The organism is Olleya namhaensis, from assembly GCF_900114005.1.
GTDB classification, from domain to species: domain Bacteria; phylum Bacteroidota; class Bacteroidia; order Flavobacteriales; family Flavobacteriaceae; genus Olleya; species Olleya namhaensis.
The window spans coordinates 48,430-66,738 of the sequence record NZ_FORM01000003.1; the positions used below are offsets into that span (position 1 = coordinate 48,430).

The window sequence follows — 18,309 nt, forward strand, 5'->3', positions numbered from 1 at the left end:
TACTTTTTTTATGATTAATTATTATTTTCTAACGAATCTATTTTTTGTTTTAATTTAGCAATATCATCAGCTTTACGCTTGTTTACTATAGAGTCGTATTTGCGCTGTAAAGCCTCTAGCGTCTCTTTATTGTCAACAGTGTTACCATTTACCGTTGTAGTATCAATAGCAATGTATTGATTGTTTAAATCCTTCATTATAGCCTCTGTGGCTTTTTCTTCATCTACAAAATAAGTGTCAATACCTTCACTTGCTCTCCAAGCTTCATTAAGTTGATCATAAATAGTTTTTTCCCATGTACTTGGATGTTTAACATCTATCCAAACAACATCTCTATACTCACTATCAATTAATGCCAAATCTGGGGTTGCAGAACCGTCAAAATTATCAGAGTCTTTACTAATTGAAGCGACTGTCCCTAAAAAGAATAAACGTTTACGCCCTGCAATATTTTTTATATAAGGCCTAAACTCTACAGCCTTATTAACATCCCAATCGTATTCTTTCCTAGACTCTCTAACTTTAGAAGGCATCGCAGAAATACCTGCGTAACCTTGTTTTTTTGTTGCATGATCATAATAATAAAATTTATCAGTACCATCAGCTGGTACAAAAACACTGTATGTTAAACTAGTACGCTCGTCTCCAAAAGGCTCTAAACCAAACCAATGGTACAATCCACTGTAGGCATCTATTTTAGTATCTTCAAAATTAAAATCCGTTACAAAAGGCAGTTGATTTTGATCATCTTCTAAATCCGGAATTTTAACTGCTGTTTTCATGTTCCAAGGTAAAGGATCACTAAATCCACCAATAAACTTTAAAGATTCCGCTTGTAAGCGTGATACTTTTTCTGACAACGTATTTTGACGTGTCAAGTAAGGATGATTTCTCATCTCTTCTGGGCTTATAAACGTCCCTTTACCTATAGTAACACGCTCAATATAATCGCTAAAATCATGTGCGCCATTATCTATAACCATCACCCCTCCAAAGGTTGGATAAGGAAAGAAAAATCCTTTCCATTTAATAAGACTTACTACTTCCACCCATTGACCAGCATCGTTTTTCATGTAAAATGTATCGCTTGGTTCATAATTAAATAACATCCAAGGATTAAAACGTTGTACTACTGCATTGTAAGTATTACGACTAAATTTTAAAGATTCTCCAATAGAAAACGTTACCGGAATTCGGTTTTCATTAGAAAAACGAGGAAAAGGTGTTGTACTTGATACAGAAAACACTTCTTCAGTATTATCACTTATACCCTGCCACACATATTTTTCTGTAGGCTGAATAGCCATCGTCCATTTATTCTCATCTCCAATACGAACCAAGTGTGGCAACGACACATCTTTAGTCTCTCCAACGCTTTCATTACCCATAGAATGGACGTTTTTTAATGGTTGAATACGTTCGTTTTGTGTTAATGGTAGTTCGTTAATTTCAATTTTATTTAAATTATTATACACATTATATGTTCTCATATAATCATATAATTGATATTCCCAACCTGCCACATACAACAGTCCAAAAAACACTAATAGTCCTGCTAAAACACCTAGTCGTTTTCCTGTTGCTGCTGAATTACGGAAACTACGCAATCCAAAAAACAATAATATACCACTTAGTAAAATGATAAAAATATACTTACGTATAAATAATAGTAACGGTTGATAATCATCTCTTAAAAAAAACAATAATGCAAAAACAATTAGTCCTAAAATAATAACAACTGCTTTTTGCTTACCTCCTTGATTCCAATACCTTTTAATCATATAACTTATATTTTGGTTTTTAGCTTACGCTTTTAACCGAATAGTGTTTCCTTGTTTATTTTTCTGCCTTATGCCTTTTGCCTTCTGCCTTCTGCCTTTTGCCTTTTGCCTTTTGCCTTTTGCCTAAAAACTACATTAATCCTTTATCCTTCAATCGTTCTCTTGCAGTTTTTTCAGGTGCTTTAGCTTCTTCTTTAATTTCGGTTTTAGCCTCTTTAATCACTTTAGTATCTGTGTTTTTTAAATCCTCTAAAAACTCTTTACCTTTATTAAAACCATCTTTTACAACATCTTCAATACTATCTGTTTGCTCTTCTATAACCTCTCCAGATTTAAGCACAAAATTAGCAACATACGTCCCAATCAATGTTCCAAAAATGGCCATTGCAAAAGCTGAAACCCCATAATAAGTACTAAAAATAACGATAGGTGTTAAAAACTGAATAATTAAAGCCACAATTAAAAATCCAAATGCAACAAACAAAACCCTAGGTAAAATGTCCTGCTTATAAATAAAGCCTTTTACATTGCCTGATTTCATTTGTAATTCTTTACTATTTAATAGTTTATTAAAAAATCTATAAACTCCGTTTCCTTTAGATTCTGTCCAATAAATAAAAATTCCGAAAAGAATTGCTCCAAAAAATATAATAATTTCTAAACCCATGGTTTTGCTTGTGTTTTATTATTTAAAAGGCTTATTACAAAGCCTGTACTAAATTAGTCTATAATTTTTAAATATTGTTACTAATAGTTTCAATAACCCAATCCTTAAAAGAATCCTCCCAAGTACTGTATTGCTTATAAAATTCTTCTTTATCATACCAATATAAGAACAGAACATCTCTAGGCGAAACATTTATTAATAGTTTCCAAATTAAATCTTGATGCTTAGCTGTTAAAGACGAATGCGGTATATGCAACGCATTAAACAAATTAACATCTACAATATCTGCAATTTTATATTGGTTACTAACTTCAATTTTGTCTAAATATAACTCCACACCCATGACACGTTTTCTAGTATCAATATCTAACTTGTTTAAATAACTTTTAAACAATACAGCATCGTTTAAAATGTCACGTAACGGATGTTGCGTGTCTTTTAAAGCCATCGCAAATTCCATTTTTTTTACGCGTTGATAACGCGTCGTATTTAGTGCTTCTTCCAAGTCATGCTCAATAATAACATGATCACGCAATTTATCCATTAGTTCTGGTTGCTCAATATGATAAATTGTAACATCATGAACAGTATCCTTAATCGCTTCTTTATACCATTTTTCATCTTCAAAGACAACAATTGGTGATATAAAATCACGCAATACATAAATACCTCCAAAGGATTTAGTGTAAAACGAATCTGTTTGATATTGCAAGCTATGTAAGCTTAAATCTCGCCCGCGTAAATCGCCATTAGCTTTAGCAGACGCTAATAGTTGCGCATGTAAATCCTCGTCAATAAAATTATTACCTTGTCTAAAAGTATCTATTAATTGTTGTTGTTCTTTTTGTAGTTTATCTAAATTATTTACTAAATGAAATTTAATGTAAACCTTATTGTATTTAAGAACATCTAAAGGCTCATAAAAAGCATCTATATCTTGATCAAAATCAATGCATATTGCTGAATCTCTTGTAATATCATTAATTTTTTGACCATGTACTTGAAACACCTGTTTCATCATTTCTCTATCAAAACTATGAAACTCAGAATACACTGGTTTTCCTTTTTGTAAAGGCGAAATAATAATAGCATGCGGATTGGCTTCACCATTATTAAGATACATGGTTGTTCCTTTTTCTTCTGCTATTTCTGGACTATATCCAATACCATCAATTGAAAAACTAGTCAGTTTAGTCGGCGTAAACCCTAATTTTTGAAGGCATTGGTTGTAACGCTCCACTAATTTACCACTTATTGGAATTAGCTCGCTTCTGTATAGATTTGCTTGTTTTAGTTTTTGCATTACATTAAATTTTACTCAAATATTTTTTTTCCATCCTCTCAATATTAAAAACATGCTTTCCCCACTCTTTATGCGTTATTGGGATTAAATTCTTAATAATTAAATAATCAACCATACTATTTATTACAGTTAACGGTCTATTATAATTGAGATTTGAAGAAGCTTTTAAATTATGCGATTTTTCTAAATGACTTAAATTTACATCGAAGTTGTTTTTTTCCAAATCATTATAATTTACATACTCTTCAAGACTCAAATTCCGCCCTAATGACAACGGATCAAACAAAACTCTAAATCTATAATCAGGAGTTTCTTGATGATTCTCCCATTCTATTCCTGCAAGTACCGTGTAGTCTCTAATTTGACCTACCCAATCCCTACCTTTTAATTTAAACCCATTTCTTTTAAATTCGTTAAATAACTCAGAATTTAATTCCTCAATTATTTTTTTTGGTCTTAAAACCTCATAATTATAATAGCGCATTACACTTAGTAATGAGAGCATAATAAATAAACTTAAAATAATAAATATTAAAGGGTATTGGGTTTCACTTTTATCCAAATTAACCAATGCAATACCAAGTATTACAAATAGCAATATTTGGGGTGGTAAAAAATACCTTTTGTATATGTACCAAGCCTTTTTCAAATTATAATTTTTCTAAATTTTTAATCATTTTAATATTTCCATCAATAGGCGCAATTATTACCTCAGGATCATCTTTTAAAACATAAAACACATACAAACTATTTTTACCTAACATTTTTATGTCTTGTGTAAAACCATCCTCAAATGTTAATTGATGTGTTATTTTATAATCATTACTAATTATTCTTTTCTTCGTTTTATGACCACTTCCAACACCTAAGCCTATAAAAATACTGAATACATAAAAGGCAATCATTGTTATTACCGCGTCTTTAGCATTAATTTTAACTTGTGCCTTTTCTAATTTTATTTTATTTTTTCCTGATTGGTACTTTTTCTTTTTACTTAACCATTTGTAATACTTAGGCGTTATTTTAACCACTACATAAGCCATAACTATACTAAATAAGACTGCTAAACCTAGAATTAAATTACCTGTAATAACAGCTATTGGACTAATCAAAACATCTAAAACAGATGAATAATCCAATATATTAATCCCAATAAATTTATAGTAAATGGTTTCATGCACAACACCTAGCACTAATAAAAATAAGTATCCAATGGATAAAAAATCTTGAATACCAAGATTAGATAATTTACTACCGTGTTTGCTATCTTCCATATTAATTACTGCATTATATTATTAATTTGAGCATACTGCAACAAACAAATAGTCTTTATATCCTTAATTTCGCCAGTTTTAATGCTATTTACAGCTGTATTAAACGCTAGCTCTAATACTTCGATGTCTTCTGTCTCATTAGCTGCTCCTCCACCCTCATTGACTTTCATTTGGTCTGAATATTCGCCAATGAAATAATGTAAAATTTCTGTAACAGATCCTGGAGATGAATAGGCTTCCATTACCTTTTCTACGTTTGTAATGCGATATCCTGTTTCTTCTTCAACTTCCTTTTTGATACAATCTTCAGGTTTATCATTGTCTAACATACCTGCACAGGCTTCGATCAAAAAGCCCTCTTTATTACCATTTACATATGTTGGTATGCGAAGTTGTTTGGTTAATACAACCGTTTGTTTTACTTTATTGTACAACAGAATGACTGCTCCATCACCTCTATCGTAACATTCTCTAGTAACTGATCGCCACTCGCCATTACTTTGTAAATAGTCAAATGTTAACTTGTTTAGAGTGTACCAATTATCAGATAATAATTCGGTTTTTAAATTTTTGATTCTATCAGTACTCATTTGTTATTCAGCTTGTGTTTTGTTTAAATTTTTATGTCATTTTGCGCTACGACGCAGAATCCCTTTTTAATTCCAATTTAATGATAAATCTTTCCAATTAGAATTTTAAAATTATGCATTATTTTAAAATCTATTTAATTTGAATTATATCTTGTTTACTCTTTGTGGATTCTGCGTCGAAGCGCAGAATGACAAATGATGTTACTTTTTTTTACATGTCATTCTGCGCTACGACGCAGAATCTATTTTTAATTCCAATTTATTGACAGATCTTTCCAATTTGGATTTTCTTTTTCAATAAGCTCAATTTTCCATTGCTTGTTCCAGTTTTTAAGCTGTTTTTCACGTTTGATAGCTTCATTAATGTCTGCTATTATTTCGAAATACATTAGTCTATTTACATCATACTTTGAAGTAAATACAGAAGCTAACTTTTGTTTGTGTTCGATTAGTCTTCGTTCTAAATTGTTTGTTACTCCCATATATAATGTGCCATTTTTTTTACTAGAAAGGATATAAACATAGTATTGACGGTTATTTACTTTCATTTTTTTATAGATCCTGCGTCAAAGCGCAGAATGACAAACTATTATTACTTCGTTTAAGTTTAAAACTAATACAGTATTCTACACTCTAATTACTTTGAATCTTACTTATTTTACTTTTTGTAGATCCTGCGTCGTAGCGCAGAATGACAAATTGTTATTTACTAACACCGTATTGTTCTCTAGCTTTAGTTTCAATATTTAATTGATTTACTCTAGCATCCACTTTACGTTTAAAATCTGTATCTGCAATAGTTGCAACGTTATCTAAATAACGCACAACCTCTTGTCTTCTAATATCTGAAAAGTCTAATCCTTTCATGTTGGCACGCATTAGTTCTTGTAACATTCCAAATTTAGTATCGTAATCTTTTTTGAAATACGTTTCAGGATTCTCAAACCAATCTGGTTCTAAATCAAAATCCGTTAAACGTAGCGATACTGATTTTTGAATATTACGTACATCACGAGATGAGAAAAATGGAAATATTTTCTGAATTTCGGTATATAAATTAGCATAAAACATATGCTCTGTATCTTTATATTTTGCCTCTACTTTTTCAAATGTTTCTAAAACGCGTTGCTCAGTTGGGTTGTCTACTTTTTCTAAAATATCTCCCAAGTTTTTAGCAACATGTTGCGCATCTAAATAGTTGTAATCTGAAGGATTACTCATATTTACAAAATCAGGCATTGTACTATCTAGTTTTCTCCACCAGATATGATCTTGATCAATAAAATCATGCTCATTACGTGCACCATCAATTTTAAATCGTCCTTGAACACGAGAAATAACTGCTTTATCTAACATTTCTGGAAGGTTGGTAAATAACCCTACCGAGCTATTTCCGTAATTAACAGCATACGCCCCTTCCGTGTATCTTAAAAAGACACCAATAACTTCTTTTACACCGGCAGATACACCTTGCGCTGTACGTTCTTGCAAATTGTTTTCTGCATCATCAATTGGTGCAAAAATAAGTTTAGTTGGATCCTGCATTGGTTTCATCCAATCTACCATCTTTTCTGCCGATCCACCTTGAAATGTACTAATTAAAGTATCCGGCATTGGATGGAATAAAAATGGAATGTCTAAATGGTCACAATGCTCTTTTAATCGTGTAGCAATAGCTGCAATTAGCATACTTTTTCCTGTTCCAGGAATACCGTACCCCATAAAAACTGGCATAAAACCACCTAGTTCTTGGAACGGGTTTTTCTTTGCTTCAAAATCGTAACTCAACATACGCTCTGTTAAACGACGTGCAAAGTGTTTTGCATCTCTGTTACCAACGATTTGTTCGAATTGTATTTTGTTAAACTCAACACTTTTTGCTGTGCCCTGAAATGTATTTTCCCATCCTGAAATGGCAAAATCACTATTTTCTAATTTATAAGTTCTGTCAACAATAGTCTCTGTATACTCTAAACTACTTCTTCTTAAACTAATCTCTGCCAACAACGCCTCAAAATAGACAACTGTAAAATCTGCAACATCTTTATCCGATTTAACAATATCCGGATGTGCTAAATATTTATCAAAATAAAATAAGGCGCAAGACACCCCTTTTAAAGGAGACATTAAAGACAATTCTGGTATACCAGCAAACTTTTGTTTCATAACACTTAAATCGTCAGAAGCATGTGGCTTTAATAAGTGTAATATTTTATAAGCCGAAGCAAATAACATAAAAGCAGTTGCGGTTTGCATTTTACTTTCAAACTCACGTTTACCATCATTATCTAATGCCGATTTACGCTCGTTAAGACTAGATAATCCCGACGCATCATAATAACTATCTTTTATCCAAATACCTAAAGTTAATCCTTCTTGTACTGCGTATAATGTTTGATTTAAAAGAATTGGTATAGCTACCGAGTCTGGCAATAATCGTTTTTTTAATGCCAGTATTGTTTTTGAAACCGATGTAATTGACGCTGACGATCCATTATTTGCTTTTGATAAATACAGTAGGATCGACTCGTCTTTAGCATCTTTGTCTTTATTTTTTGCACGCGACCCTTGCTCCCAACTTATACTTTTTAAGTATGATGAGGCTTCGTCACGTAAAACGTCTAATTCTGATTTTTTTATAGGGAAAGTTGAGTTGTGTTCCATGGTTTATTAGTCTTCAGTGTGTAATACGTATTTATCAATATTTTATAAAGCTAACTACGACCACTGTTATTGATTTTATTTTTCTATTATTAAATCCGCTACTTGAAATGGTGGCTTTGCCAACTTATTCATAATCTCTGGATTTTTGTTGTATAGTAATTGAATGATACGGTGTGGTGCAAACACATAACCTTCCTTGATTGGAGTGCTCCAATTTTGAAGTGTTTGTTTGCTAAAGTACCCTCCCTCTTTAAATTCTCCTCCAGTAAATACTTCGTGAATTTTAAAAGATAATGCATAGGCTTCTAAAGGGATTTCCTTTTTACCTATTGCTTCTAAAATAGTATGCGTTAAGTCGTTATCATCCTTTGCAAACACGTTATGAAACGCACCTATATCTAGACGTTTTATGTGTTTTGGATATACGTTTTTTAAACGTCTATCAATACCATAAGCCATGGTATCCATATTCATTTTACGATCAGCTACTGCTTTTAATGCCTCGTAAATTTCTTCTTTATTTGTAAATGGATCTTTACCATCATAGTCAAAGTACATAAAGCATACAAAAGGTCTGTTTAAAGACACATCGTAAAAACTCCAACTAGTCATATAGTCTGCTTCGCTACCTTCCGGTGCTTTTATAATTTTACCTTGAACAAAACGATTGAATATGTATTGTTGCTCTACTGAAGTGTAATAGACAATTGAGGCTGCTTGAAATAATTTATCACGTCTTACGGGTTGTTTTTTACGCAATAATTGATCTAGAAATTCGTCTTGAAGTACAGAGACGTCTTTTAATTTGTTTAAATAGTTGTCGCGTAAAGACAGGTCGTTAAATAGATATCTAAATTCTAAATAATTTGGGAAACCTGAATCTGTAACATCTATCTTCATGTTATCTTCCTCGTCATACATGTATTTGACACGCATGGCCTCTATGGAGTACAATAACAGGTCGCAGTATTGTTTGAAGAATATAACTTCTTGTGGTGTACATAAGCCATTTTGTTGAACGCCAACTATTAGCTCTTTTAAGGCAAAATCTACCTTTTTATGATAAAACACATATTGATCTTTGCTATTTAAAATAGCCGAATCTAATGGTGTTACAATGTGGTTTATACTCATTTTAAATTTTCAATATTCAGTTGTAAGAAACAGTGTTTACTAAATCAAGATTAATTAGCTTAACTGTTTTGACTTTATTAAATTATGATAGCATGTTTATACGCACTTTAACACCTGAGTAAGCGCGTTAAGGATTGAAGTGGCATCCTTTTGCTTTTTTGCAAAAGATATAGCGTAAAGCCTGACCTACTTTAGCCCTTAATAGCTAAAGTAGGTTACGCTCTATTAATTTTAAGACAATAAATCGTCGTTTGATGCTTCTGGTTTTGGTGCTCCTGCTGGTGCATCATCTCCTGAAGGCGTTGTATTATCTGAGTTGTAATACTCTTCAAAAATCTCTTTCATGTCAATTCCGTAACGGTCTGCAAAATTCTTTTGAATATCCACATCTTTTGCTCTAATCTCATGCAAAGCCTCTGCATAACTACGGTATACACCTTGCATAACTTTTTCGTGAACTGGGATATTATCCATCATTTCTTGACGTGCTTTAGCACTTGCTGTATGCATTGATGCTAATGTCTCTCCAATATGCTCGTCCGTTTTAACTCCTAAATGCTCTAAAATAGCAGCAAATTCTTGATCTGTACGTGCTTTTAAAGCTACTACATAACCGTCATAATACTTTAAACGCTCTTCTGTATCCGACTTTAATTTAGCACGGTGCGTTTGTAAGTTACTACGTAAAGACGTTAATACTTTAATAGTTAAATTATGCTTGTGTACAAAACTGTCTTTAGATGCTGCAAGTGTTGTGTAGGCGTTTTTAAGTCCTTCTAACTCTTCTATCTCTTGTTCTAATTTAGTGACTTGAGATAATGCCTCAGAGTACTGTGGTGATTGTTTATCTGCAACTTCTTCTAATGCTTGACGTGCTTGCTTTAATGCAGCATATTGTGTCTCTAATTTAGCTTCTGTTTCTGCTTTTTTCTCTAGGGCTTTAGTATGGTTTTTAGAGGCTTCTACGATAGCTACTTGCAGCTTATCTTCTACTTCTTTAATTTCTACCTCACGATTTTTAAGACGTGTTACTGCTGCTTGAGATTTGTATGACAACTCACTTAATAGTGTTTGGATGTCTGCGCTCTCTATACGCTCTTGAAACATTGCTTTTGCTTTGTTGTCTGCTCCTGCACGTACTTTTTCTGATGCTTCTAAAGCTTTTTCTGCTGCTTTGATTTTGCTTTTACGTCCCCAAAGGTTATTCCACCATGTGTCAGGCTTATTTTGTGCGTCTTCTAATTCGATTTTTGAACGCTCTAATGCTTTTTGAGCATCGTCAATAACTTTTTGCTCTTTTGCGTTTAATGATGAAAAACGCTCAAACAAGATACCAACCTCATCTTGGTAGTCTGTTAAATCTTTAATAGCATCTAAAAGCGTTGTACGATCTTTCTCTGCCATACCAACAACATCATCCAAAGTTGCGTTTAAGATTTTTTGACGACTTTCTGGATCGTCCTCTTGCGCTAACTTAGACTTCATGGTATCAATTGCTTTTCCCCAATTGACATCTACTTTTTCGGTTTTTTCATTAGAGTTTGTTTCTAATAAATCAAAATCATCAGACATATATATTCTTGTTTTTAAGGTTGGATAAAATTTATGTAAGCAATTTCGTTAAAAAATATTAGTTAAGAAAATATTTATTGCTCATAATATAAGTATTAATTGTTATTAAAATGTTACAGATTATTATCAAGAATTAAAAAACAAGTATCTTTAAAACAAAAATCTAAAAATGAAAAGACTATTATTTACCTTACTTACATTAACCTTATTACTAACTAGTTGTAAAAATCAAGAGAAAACTGATACCGCTAAAGCTGAAAAACCAACAACCTCAACTACTAAAAACAGTTTAGAAATTATACCAATTACGCATGCTACATTGGTTTTAAATTATGCAAACGAAACTATTTACGTAGATCCAACTGGTGGAAAAGAAGCTTTTGAAGGTCAAAAACAACCAACTTTAGTTTTAGTTACAGATATACACGGTGACCACTTTGATATTGAGACTTTAAAAGCATTAGATTTAAAAAACGCATTATTAGTTGCTCCTCAAGCGGTAGTAGATAAGTTTCCTGAAGATTTTAAGCCAACTATTAAAGTTATGGCTAATGATGACATTGCAATGGTTAATACGGTTACTATACAAGCAATACCTATGTACAATTTGCGTGAGGAAGCTTTAAAGTTTCATGCTAAAGGACGTGGAAATGGATATGTACTAACTATTGGTGAAGAACGTATTTACATCTCTGGAGATACAGAAGACATCCCTGAAATGAGACAGCTTACAAGCATAGACAAAGCTTTTGTTTGCATGAACTTACCTTACACCATGACAGTAGAAAGTGCAGCTAGTGCAGTATTAGATTTTAAACCTAAACAAGTGTATCCTTATCATTACAGAGGAACAGAGGGTTTAAGTGATGTTGCTAAATTTAAAACTTTAGTTAACGCTGGTAATTCTGAAATTGAGGTTATACAGTTAGATTGGTATCCTAAAAATTAATTATTATATTTGGAATGGATAAATCAACAAATTAACAGTTTATGACACCTAAAATTTTATTTATTTTACAAAGTTTAACGGAAACTACCACAACTGTTAGAACTGAAAAAATAATAACAATTCTGTCTATTGCTTTAATAACAATGACTATTTTAGTTACGCTAAATATTTATAAAGTATACCAACTAAAAAAGGAAATTAAGCTACTTAAAACTAAATAACCTTTATGTTAGCTTTTCAAATAATATATTGTATACTAATTACATTAATGTTTTTATTTCCTATTTACCGATCTTATATTTTAAGAAGAAAATGGAATAAAGCATTAAGTCAATTTGATACTAAAAATAGTAAAATTGAAAGCATAGATTTATTCAATTACAAAACTAATAATAATCACATATATTAAAGTCTACACTAACTTTAACCTTAATTAAAACCCTTTAAAATTTATAATTAAAATATGAGCACGTTATTTATTACTCTGCTATTTGGTTTTGTATTTGTTATTTTTTGCGCATTATTAGGTTCACAAAAAATAAAAATGAGGAAAAACCAAATTGCGCTTGATGAAGAAAACAAAAAAATAGAAGCGTTATTGAATAAACAAAATAACAGTAATGATTACAACGATTTTACGGACGGTCATTTATATCAATAAAAATAAGACATAAAAAAAAGCAGACTAATTAGTCTGCTTTTTTTATGCTTAAAAATCAATAAACTTATCTTACTAATTTTTTATACTTAATACGTTTTGGCATTAAATCTCCACCTAAACGACTCTTCTTATTTTCTTCATACTCACTAAATCCACCTTCAAAGAAATACACTTGAGAATCTCCTTCAAATGCTAAGATATGAGTACACACTCTATCTAAAAACCATCTGTCGTGAGAAATCACTACTGCACATCCTGCAAAGCTTTCTAAACCTTCTTCCAATGCACGTAATGTATTTACATCTAAATCATTGGTAGGCTCATCTAAAAGTAATACGTTACCTTCTTCCTTAAGTGTCATTGCTAAGTGTAAACGGTTACGCTCTCCACCAGACAATAGTTTTACCTTTTTGTTTTGCTCTCCTCCTGAGAAATTAAAACGACTTAAATAAGCTCTAGAATTTACTTCTTTTCCACCCATCATAACCAACTCTTGCTCATCACTAAAGTTTTGCCAAATTGTTTTTTCAGGATCTATATTTGAGTGTGCTTGATCAACATAAGAGACCTTTGCAGTTTCTCCTGTTTTAAACTCACCTTTATCAGGAGTTTCTTCTCCCATAATCATTCTAAAAATAGTGGTCTTACCTGCTCCGTTAGGACCAATAATACCAACTATACCTGCTTGAGGTAAACTAAAGTTTAGATCTTCGTATAATAATTTATCATCAAAAGCTTTACTTACACCAACTGCTTCAATAACATTGGTTCCTAAACGTGGTCCATTAGGAATGTAAATCTCAAGTTTTTCATCCAGTTGTTTCTGGTCTTGACTCATTAACTTGTCATAGTTTTTCAAACGTGCTTTTTGCTTTGTTTGACGTCCTTTAGCTCCTTGCTTAACCCATTCTAACTCACGCTCTAAAGTCTTTTGACGCTTAGACGCTGTTTTGCTTTCCTGAGCCATACGTTTAGATTTTTGATCTAACCAAGATGAGTAGTTCCCTTTCCATGGGATACCTTCTCCTCTATCTAGTTCTAAAATCCATCCTGCTACGTTATCTAAAAAGTATCTATCGTGGGTTACAGCAATTACTGTTCCTTTGTATTGTGCTAAGTGATGCTCTAACCAATGTACAGATTCTGCATCCAAGTGGTTGGTTGGCTCATCAAGTAATAATACATCTGGCTCTTGAAGTAATAAACGACATAAAGCAACACGACGTCTTTCACCTCCAGATAATACACCTATCTTTTTATCACCATCCGGAGTACGTAACGCATCCATAGCAATTTCTAATTTGGTATCTAACTCCCAAGCATTAGAAGCATCAATTTGATCTTGAAGCTCGGCTTGACGATTCATTAGTTTTTCCATCTTGTCTGCATCAGAGTATACTTCCTCTAAACCAAACTGATCGTTAATTTTATTGTATTCATCTAAAATAGCAACGGTTTCTGCTGCACCTTCACGTACAATTTCCATTACTGTTTTGTCATTATCCAATTCTGGCTCTTGTTCTAAGTAACCAACAGAATATCCTGGAGAAAAGACTACGTCTCCTTGATAATTTTTATCAACTCCAGCAATAATTTTAAGTAAAGTAGATTTACCAGAACCGTTAAGACCTAAGATTCCAATTTTTGCTCCATAAAAGAAACTTAAATATATGTTTTTAAGTACAGGTGTTTGTGCACTTTGAAATGTCTTGGTCAAACCAGACATTGAGAAAATTACTTTTTTATCGTCAGACATTTATTGTAATGTTTTAATTATTAATTTGATTATACTCTTCCCTTAAGTGCGTTAAACACCCAAGCCACAGCAAAAAAACCGACACCAACAGCTGCAAAACCCCAACCTGCTACATCATCGTATCTAAAGGCTCCTAATGCGATTAATGCTAATCCTACTATTATCATTATTGTGGTAGCCCAAGCTAACACAGTATTTTTATTCATTGCCATAATCTATTTTTAGTAAAATGTGAATTACAAATATCGTTTATTTCAACAAAAAAAGCACCCTATTTAGGATGCTTTTTTGATATCGCTTAATTTGAAGCTATTACATTGGTACTTCTATAAAAAGTAATTGCGTATTTGTATTCGTTTTTATTTCAAAATTATCTGTTTCAGTAACTCCTATAGCATCTCTTGTTTGCAATACATTATCATCTATAGTTACACCTCCAGACATAACCATAACGTAGGTTCCGTGGTTATCACTTTTTAAATGATACTTAAAGCTTTGATTGGCTTTTAAATCTATTCTGGACAACTTAGCGTCTTGATGAATTTTTAAACCATCCTCTTCACTATCTATAGATGTTACTAAGGTTTGTAACCTACCTTGCCTATCTTCTGCGTTAAAAAAGCGTTGATCGTAACGTGGCGCTACATTTTGCTTATTGGGTATCACCCAAATTTGAAACAAGCTTAAATACTCATCCGTTTTAGCATTCATCTCAGAATGTAACAAGCCTGTCCCTGCACTCATGACTTGTACTTCTCCTGCTTCTATGGTTTGCCATGCATTACCCATAGAGTCTTTGTGCTTAAGTGTACCTTTTAAAGGGATAGTAATAATCTCCATATTATCATGAGGATGTGTACTAAACCCCATACTAGGTGCTATGACATCGTCGTTTAATACACGTAACGCTCCAAATTGCATTTTATTTGGGTCATAAAACTGAGCAAAACTAAAACTATGATTTGCTTGTAACCAACCATGATTTGCAAAACCACGATCTGAAGCTTGGTGTATAACTGTTTTCATTTTGTTTTAATATTTATTTTAGTAATCAATACCGTATACCGTAATTTATGCGTCGTTATTGTCACGCAATTTATCTAATAAATCACTTAGCTGACCCGCTTCCTCGTTAGATAACGAATCCAATAAATGATGCAATGGATTATTAGGCATAATTTCGTTTAAAAGATCTAATCCATCTTTTGTTATTTCAATTAAAACAACTCTGCGATCTCCAGGAAAAGGAATCCGTTTAATTAGTTTTTTATCACACAACTTATCCGTCAAACGTGTTAGATTTGGTGCGCGCTCTACCATTCTTTCTTTTATGGTTTGCACTTTTATAGGTTGTTTTGCGCCACGCAATATTCTTAAAATATTATACTGTTGTGGCGACACCCCAAAAGGTTTAAAAAAATCGTTTTGATGACTTGTAATGTAATTTGCTGTATACAGAATATTAAGCATTGCCTTTATCCTGTTATTATCAAATTTTGAATTTATCTCTTCTGCGAAATTAGCCATGATCATTGGTGTTATTAGCTGTTATAAACTGTCAGAAAATTTAGCAATTTCATGCACTAATACTTTATTAAGATCTGTATCAATAATACTTCCATCTTTAAAATTATCATTAAACGATGGGAAATTATAAGTGGCAACAATGTTAGCATTATGTCTTGGAAATCTATCTTTTGCCATGTCAAACACTGACTGTCCTGCTCTTGCACCCGGAGACGTACTCATTAACAACATTGGTTTATCCTGAAACACTTTTACGTCTATCCTAGACATCCAATCTAATAAGTTTTTAAAAGCTGCGGTATACGCTCCATTATGCTCTGCTAAGGATATAATAATTCCGTCAGTTGCTTTAAGCTTATCAAAAAATAATTGTGCCTTTTCAGGAAAACCAGAAGCTTGCTCTAAGTCTACTCCATAAACAGGTACTTCAAAGTCGTTAAGATCTAAAACCGTTACTGTTGTATTTGGTACTAAAGACGCTGCGTAAGTTGCTAATTGTTTATTTATTGATGTTGAGCTGTTACTTGCTCCAAATGCTATTAATTTTTTCATGTATCTAATTTTATAGATTACAAATATACAAAATAAATTAATATATATTACATGGAAACTAATTCCTTGTTTTGTATTACAGATGAAACAAAAAAAATGCTAATTATAAGCTGTAAATTATGGATTACAGCATAATACTTGTTATAATTAGAAAATAGTAGTTTCATTACACTATTATCTTTTGTATTTTTACCTCAAATAAAACAATTGCAATGGACATAAACTTCAATAAAAACGAAGATCACAATAAGCTATTACTTTCTGACCTTAAGTCTAAATTAGTTAAAGTTAAACTAGGTGGTGGAGAAAAACGCATAGAAAAATTACATGCAAAAGGAAAAATGACTGCCCGAGAACGTGTAAATTATCTATTAGATAGTAAAAAGAAAAGTATAGAGATCGGCGCTTTTGCTGGAGAAAATATGTACCAAGAACATGGCGGTTGCCCTTCTGGAGGTGTGGTTGTAAAAATGGGCTACATAAAGGGTAAACAATGTATAGTTGTTGCCAATGATGCAACTGTTAAAGCAGGCGCTTGGTTTCCTATTACAGGAAAGAAAAACTTACGTGCTCAAGAGATTGCAATCGAAAACAAATTACCTATTATTTATTTAGTAGATTCTGCTGGTGTATACTTACCTATGCAGGACGAAATATTTCCTGACAAAGAACACTTTGGTCGTATTTTTAGAAACAATGCAATTATGAGTAGTATGGGAATTACACAAATTTCAGCTATCATGGGAAGTTGTGTTGCTGGTGGTGCTTACTTACCTATTATGAGTGACGAAGCTATTATTGTGGATAAAACTGCAAGTATTTTTCTAGCAGGTAGCTATTTAGTTAAAGCTGCTATTGGAGAATCTATAGACAACGAAACATTAGGTGGAGCAACAACACATTGCGAAATTAGTGGTGTAACAGATTATAAAGCTAAAGATGATAAAGATGCTTTAGAAAAAATTAAACGTATTATTGATAAAATTGGTGATTATGACAAAGCTGGCTTTAGCCGAAACGAGTCGAAAAAACCAAAAGAAGACCCACAAGACATTTATGGTATTTTGCCTAAATCTAGAGCGGATCAGTATGATATGAAAGAGATTATTAAGCGACTTGTTGACGACTCTGAATTTGATGAATACAAAGCCGATTATGGTAAATCTATAATAACTGCTTACGCTAGAATAGATGGTTGGGCTGTCGGTATCATAGCAAACCAACGTACCTTAGTTAAAAATGCAAAAGGAGAAATGCAATTTGGTGGTGTGATTTATAATGATAGTGCCGATAAATCTACCCGTTTTATTGCTAATTGTAATCAGAAAAAAATCCCTTTAGTCTTTTTACAAGATGTTACTGGATTTATGGTTGGTAGTAAAAGCGAACATTCTGGAATTATAAAAGATGGTGCCAAAATGGTAAACGCTGTTAGTAATAGCGTGGTGCCAAAGTTTACTATTATTTTAGGTAATAGTTATGGAGCTGGTAATTATGCAATGTGCGGAAAAGCGTATGATCCTAGATTAATTGCTGCTTGGCCAAGTGCAGAGCTTGCTGTAATGAGTGGTAATAGCGCTGCTAAAGTATTATTACAGATTGAAACAGCATCACTTAAAAAGAAAGGTGAAACTATTACTAAAGAAAAAGAAGACGAACTGTTTAATAAAATAAAAGCACGTTACGATGAGCAAGTCTCTCCGTACTATGCAGCTGCACGTATTTGGACTGATGCTGTAATTGATCCTTTAGATACTAGAACATGGATTAGCATGGGTATTGAAGCTGCAAACCACGCACCTATTGAGAAACAATTTAACATGGGGGTTTTACAGGTTTAATTTAACTTTTAACTTTTAACTTTTAACTTTTAATCTTA

The 18,309-nt window shown here is 32.4% G+C and carries 17 protein-coding genes; 2 read left to right on the forward strand and 15 right to left on the reverse strand.

Going from position 1 to position 18,309, the window contains the following annotated elements; all coding sequences use genetic code 11:
* Positions 1–14 precede the first annotated feature (14 nt).
* The 10 genes from BMZ09_RS05845 to BMZ09_RS05890 form a co-directional block, all read right to left on the reverse strand.
* Positions 15–1,781: a UbiA prenyltransferase family protein gene (locus BMZ09_RS05845; RefSeq protein ID WP_090838441.1), complete on the reverse strand. Its 1,767-nt coding sequence runs from the start codon at positions 1,779–1,781 to the stop codon at positions 15–17.
* 130 nt (positions 1,782–1,911) lie between these two features.
* Complete coding sequence (locus tag BMZ09_RS05850; RefSeq protein ID WP_090838444.1) at positions 1,912–2,448, reverse strand: hypothetical protein; 537 nt, start codon at positions 2,446–2,448, stop codon at positions 1,912–1,914.
* 67 nt (positions 2,449–2,515) lie between these two features.
* Positions 2,516–3,751, reverse strand: a complete 1,236-nt coding sequence (locus BMZ09_RS05855) for a DUF6638 family protein (RefSeq protein WP_090838446.1) — start codon at positions 3,749–3,751, stop codon at positions 2,516–2,518.
* 4 nt (positions 3,752–3,755) lie between these two features.
* Positions 3,756–4,256, reverse strand: a complete 501-nt coding sequence (locus BMZ09_RS05860; RefSeq protein WP_143067788.1) for a PIN domain-containing protein — start codon at positions 4,254–4,256, stop codon at positions 3,756–3,758.
* A 145-nt stretch (positions 4,257–4,401) separates the two neighbouring features.
* Positions 4,402–5,025 carry a hypothetical protein gene (locus BMZ09_RS05865; RefSeq protein ID WP_090838450.1) on the reverse strand — a complete coding sequence of 208 codons (624 nt, stop codon included), beginning with the start codon at positions 5,023–5,025 and terminating at the stop codon, positions 4,402–4,404.
* Between the two features lie 5 nt (positions 5,026–5,030).
* On the reverse strand, positions 5,031–5,615 hold the full coding sequence (gene nudK, locus BMZ09_RS05870) for a GDP-mannose pyrophosphatase NudK (RefSeq protein ID WP_090838452.1): 585 nt from the start codon (positions 5,613–5,615) through the stop codon (positions 5,031–5,033).
* A gap of 248 nt (positions 5,616–5,863) precedes the next feature.
* On the reverse strand, positions 5,864–6,163 hold the full coding sequence (locus BMZ09_RS05875) for a GIY-YIG nuclease family protein (RefSeq protein ID WP_090838454.1): 300 nt from the start codon (positions 6,161–6,163) through the stop codon (positions 5,864–5,866).
* Positions 6,164–6,317: 154 nt separating this feature from the next.
* Complete coding sequence (locus tag BMZ09_RS05880) at positions 6,318–8,279, reverse strand: AAA family ATPase (RefSeq protein WP_090838456.1); 1,962 nt, start codon at positions 8,277–8,279, stop codon at positions 6,318–6,320.
* A 75-nt stretch (positions 8,280–8,354) separates the two neighbouring features.
* Positions 8,355–9,413, reverse strand: coding sequence for a hypothetical protein (locus BMZ09_RS05885; protein ID WP_090838459.1), 1,059 nt, complete (start codon positions 9,411–9,413; stop codon positions 8,355–8,357).
* Positions 9,414–9,644: 231 nt separating this feature from the next.
* Positions 9,645–10,985 carry a coiled-coil domain-containing protein gene (locus BMZ09_RS05890; protein ID WP_090838461.1) on the reverse strand — a complete coding sequence of 447 codons (1,341 nt, stop codon included), beginning with the start codon at positions 10,983–10,985 and terminating at the stop codon, positions 9,645–9,647.
* A gap of 169 nt (positions 10,986–11,154) precedes the next feature.
* Here BMZ09_RS05890 and BMZ09_RS05895 point away from each other — a divergent pair, with 169 nt between their 5' ends.
* Positions 11,155–11,934: an MBL fold metallo-hydrolase gene (locus BMZ09_RS05895; protein ID WP_090838463.1), complete on the forward strand. Its 780-nt coding sequence runs from the start codon at positions 11,155–11,157 to the stop codon at positions 11,932–11,934.
* 725 nt (positions 11,935–12,659) lie between these two features.
* Here BMZ09_RS05895 and ettA read toward each other — a convergent pair.
* The 5 genes from ettA to BMZ09_RS05930 all read right to left on the reverse strand — a co-directional run bounded on the left by ettA (position 12,660) and on the right by BMZ09_RS05930 (position 16,430).
* On the reverse strand, positions 12,660–14,351 hold the full coding sequence (gene ettA, locus BMZ09_RS05910) for an energy-dependent translational throttle protein EttA (protein WP_090838469.1): 1,692 nt from the start codon (positions 14,349–14,351) through the stop codon (positions 12,660–12,662).
* A gap of 29 nt (positions 14,352–14,380) precedes the next feature.
* On the reverse strand, positions 14,381–14,563 hold the full coding sequence (locus BMZ09_RS05915; protein ID WP_028281998.1) for a CAL67264 family membrane protein: 183 nt from the start codon (positions 14,561–14,563) through the stop codon (positions 14,381–14,383).
* 100 nt (positions 14,564–14,663) lie between these two features.
* On the reverse strand, positions 14,664–15,377 hold the full coding sequence (locus tag BMZ09_RS05920) for a pirin family protein (RefSeq protein ID WP_090838471.1): 714 nt from the start codon (positions 15,375–15,377) through the stop codon (positions 14,664–14,666).
* Positions 15,378–15,422: 45 nt separating this feature from the next.
* Positions 15,423–15,878 carry a MarR family winged helix-turn-helix transcriptional regulator gene (locus BMZ09_RS05925; RefSeq protein WP_090838473.1) on the reverse strand — a complete coding sequence of 152 codons (456 nt, stop codon included), beginning with the start codon at positions 15,876–15,878 and terminating at the stop codon, positions 15,423–15,425.
* Between the two features lie 21 nt (positions 15,879–15,899).
* On the reverse strand, positions 15,900–16,430 hold the full coding sequence (locus tag BMZ09_RS05930) for an NADPH-dependent FMN reductase (protein WP_090838475.1): 531 nt from the start codon (positions 16,428–16,430) through the stop codon (positions 15,900–15,902).
* 212 nt (positions 16,431–16,642) lie between these two features.
* On the opposite strand from BMZ09_RS05930, the gene BMZ09_RS05935 reads away from it, so the two are divergent.
* On the forward strand, positions 16,643–18,271 hold the full coding sequence (locus tag BMZ09_RS05935; RefSeq protein ID WP_090838477.1) for an acyl-CoA carboxylase subunit beta: 1,629 nt from the start codon (positions 16,643–16,645) through the stop codon (positions 18,269–18,271).
* The last annotated feature ends 38 nt before the right edge of the window (positions 18,272–18,309 follow it).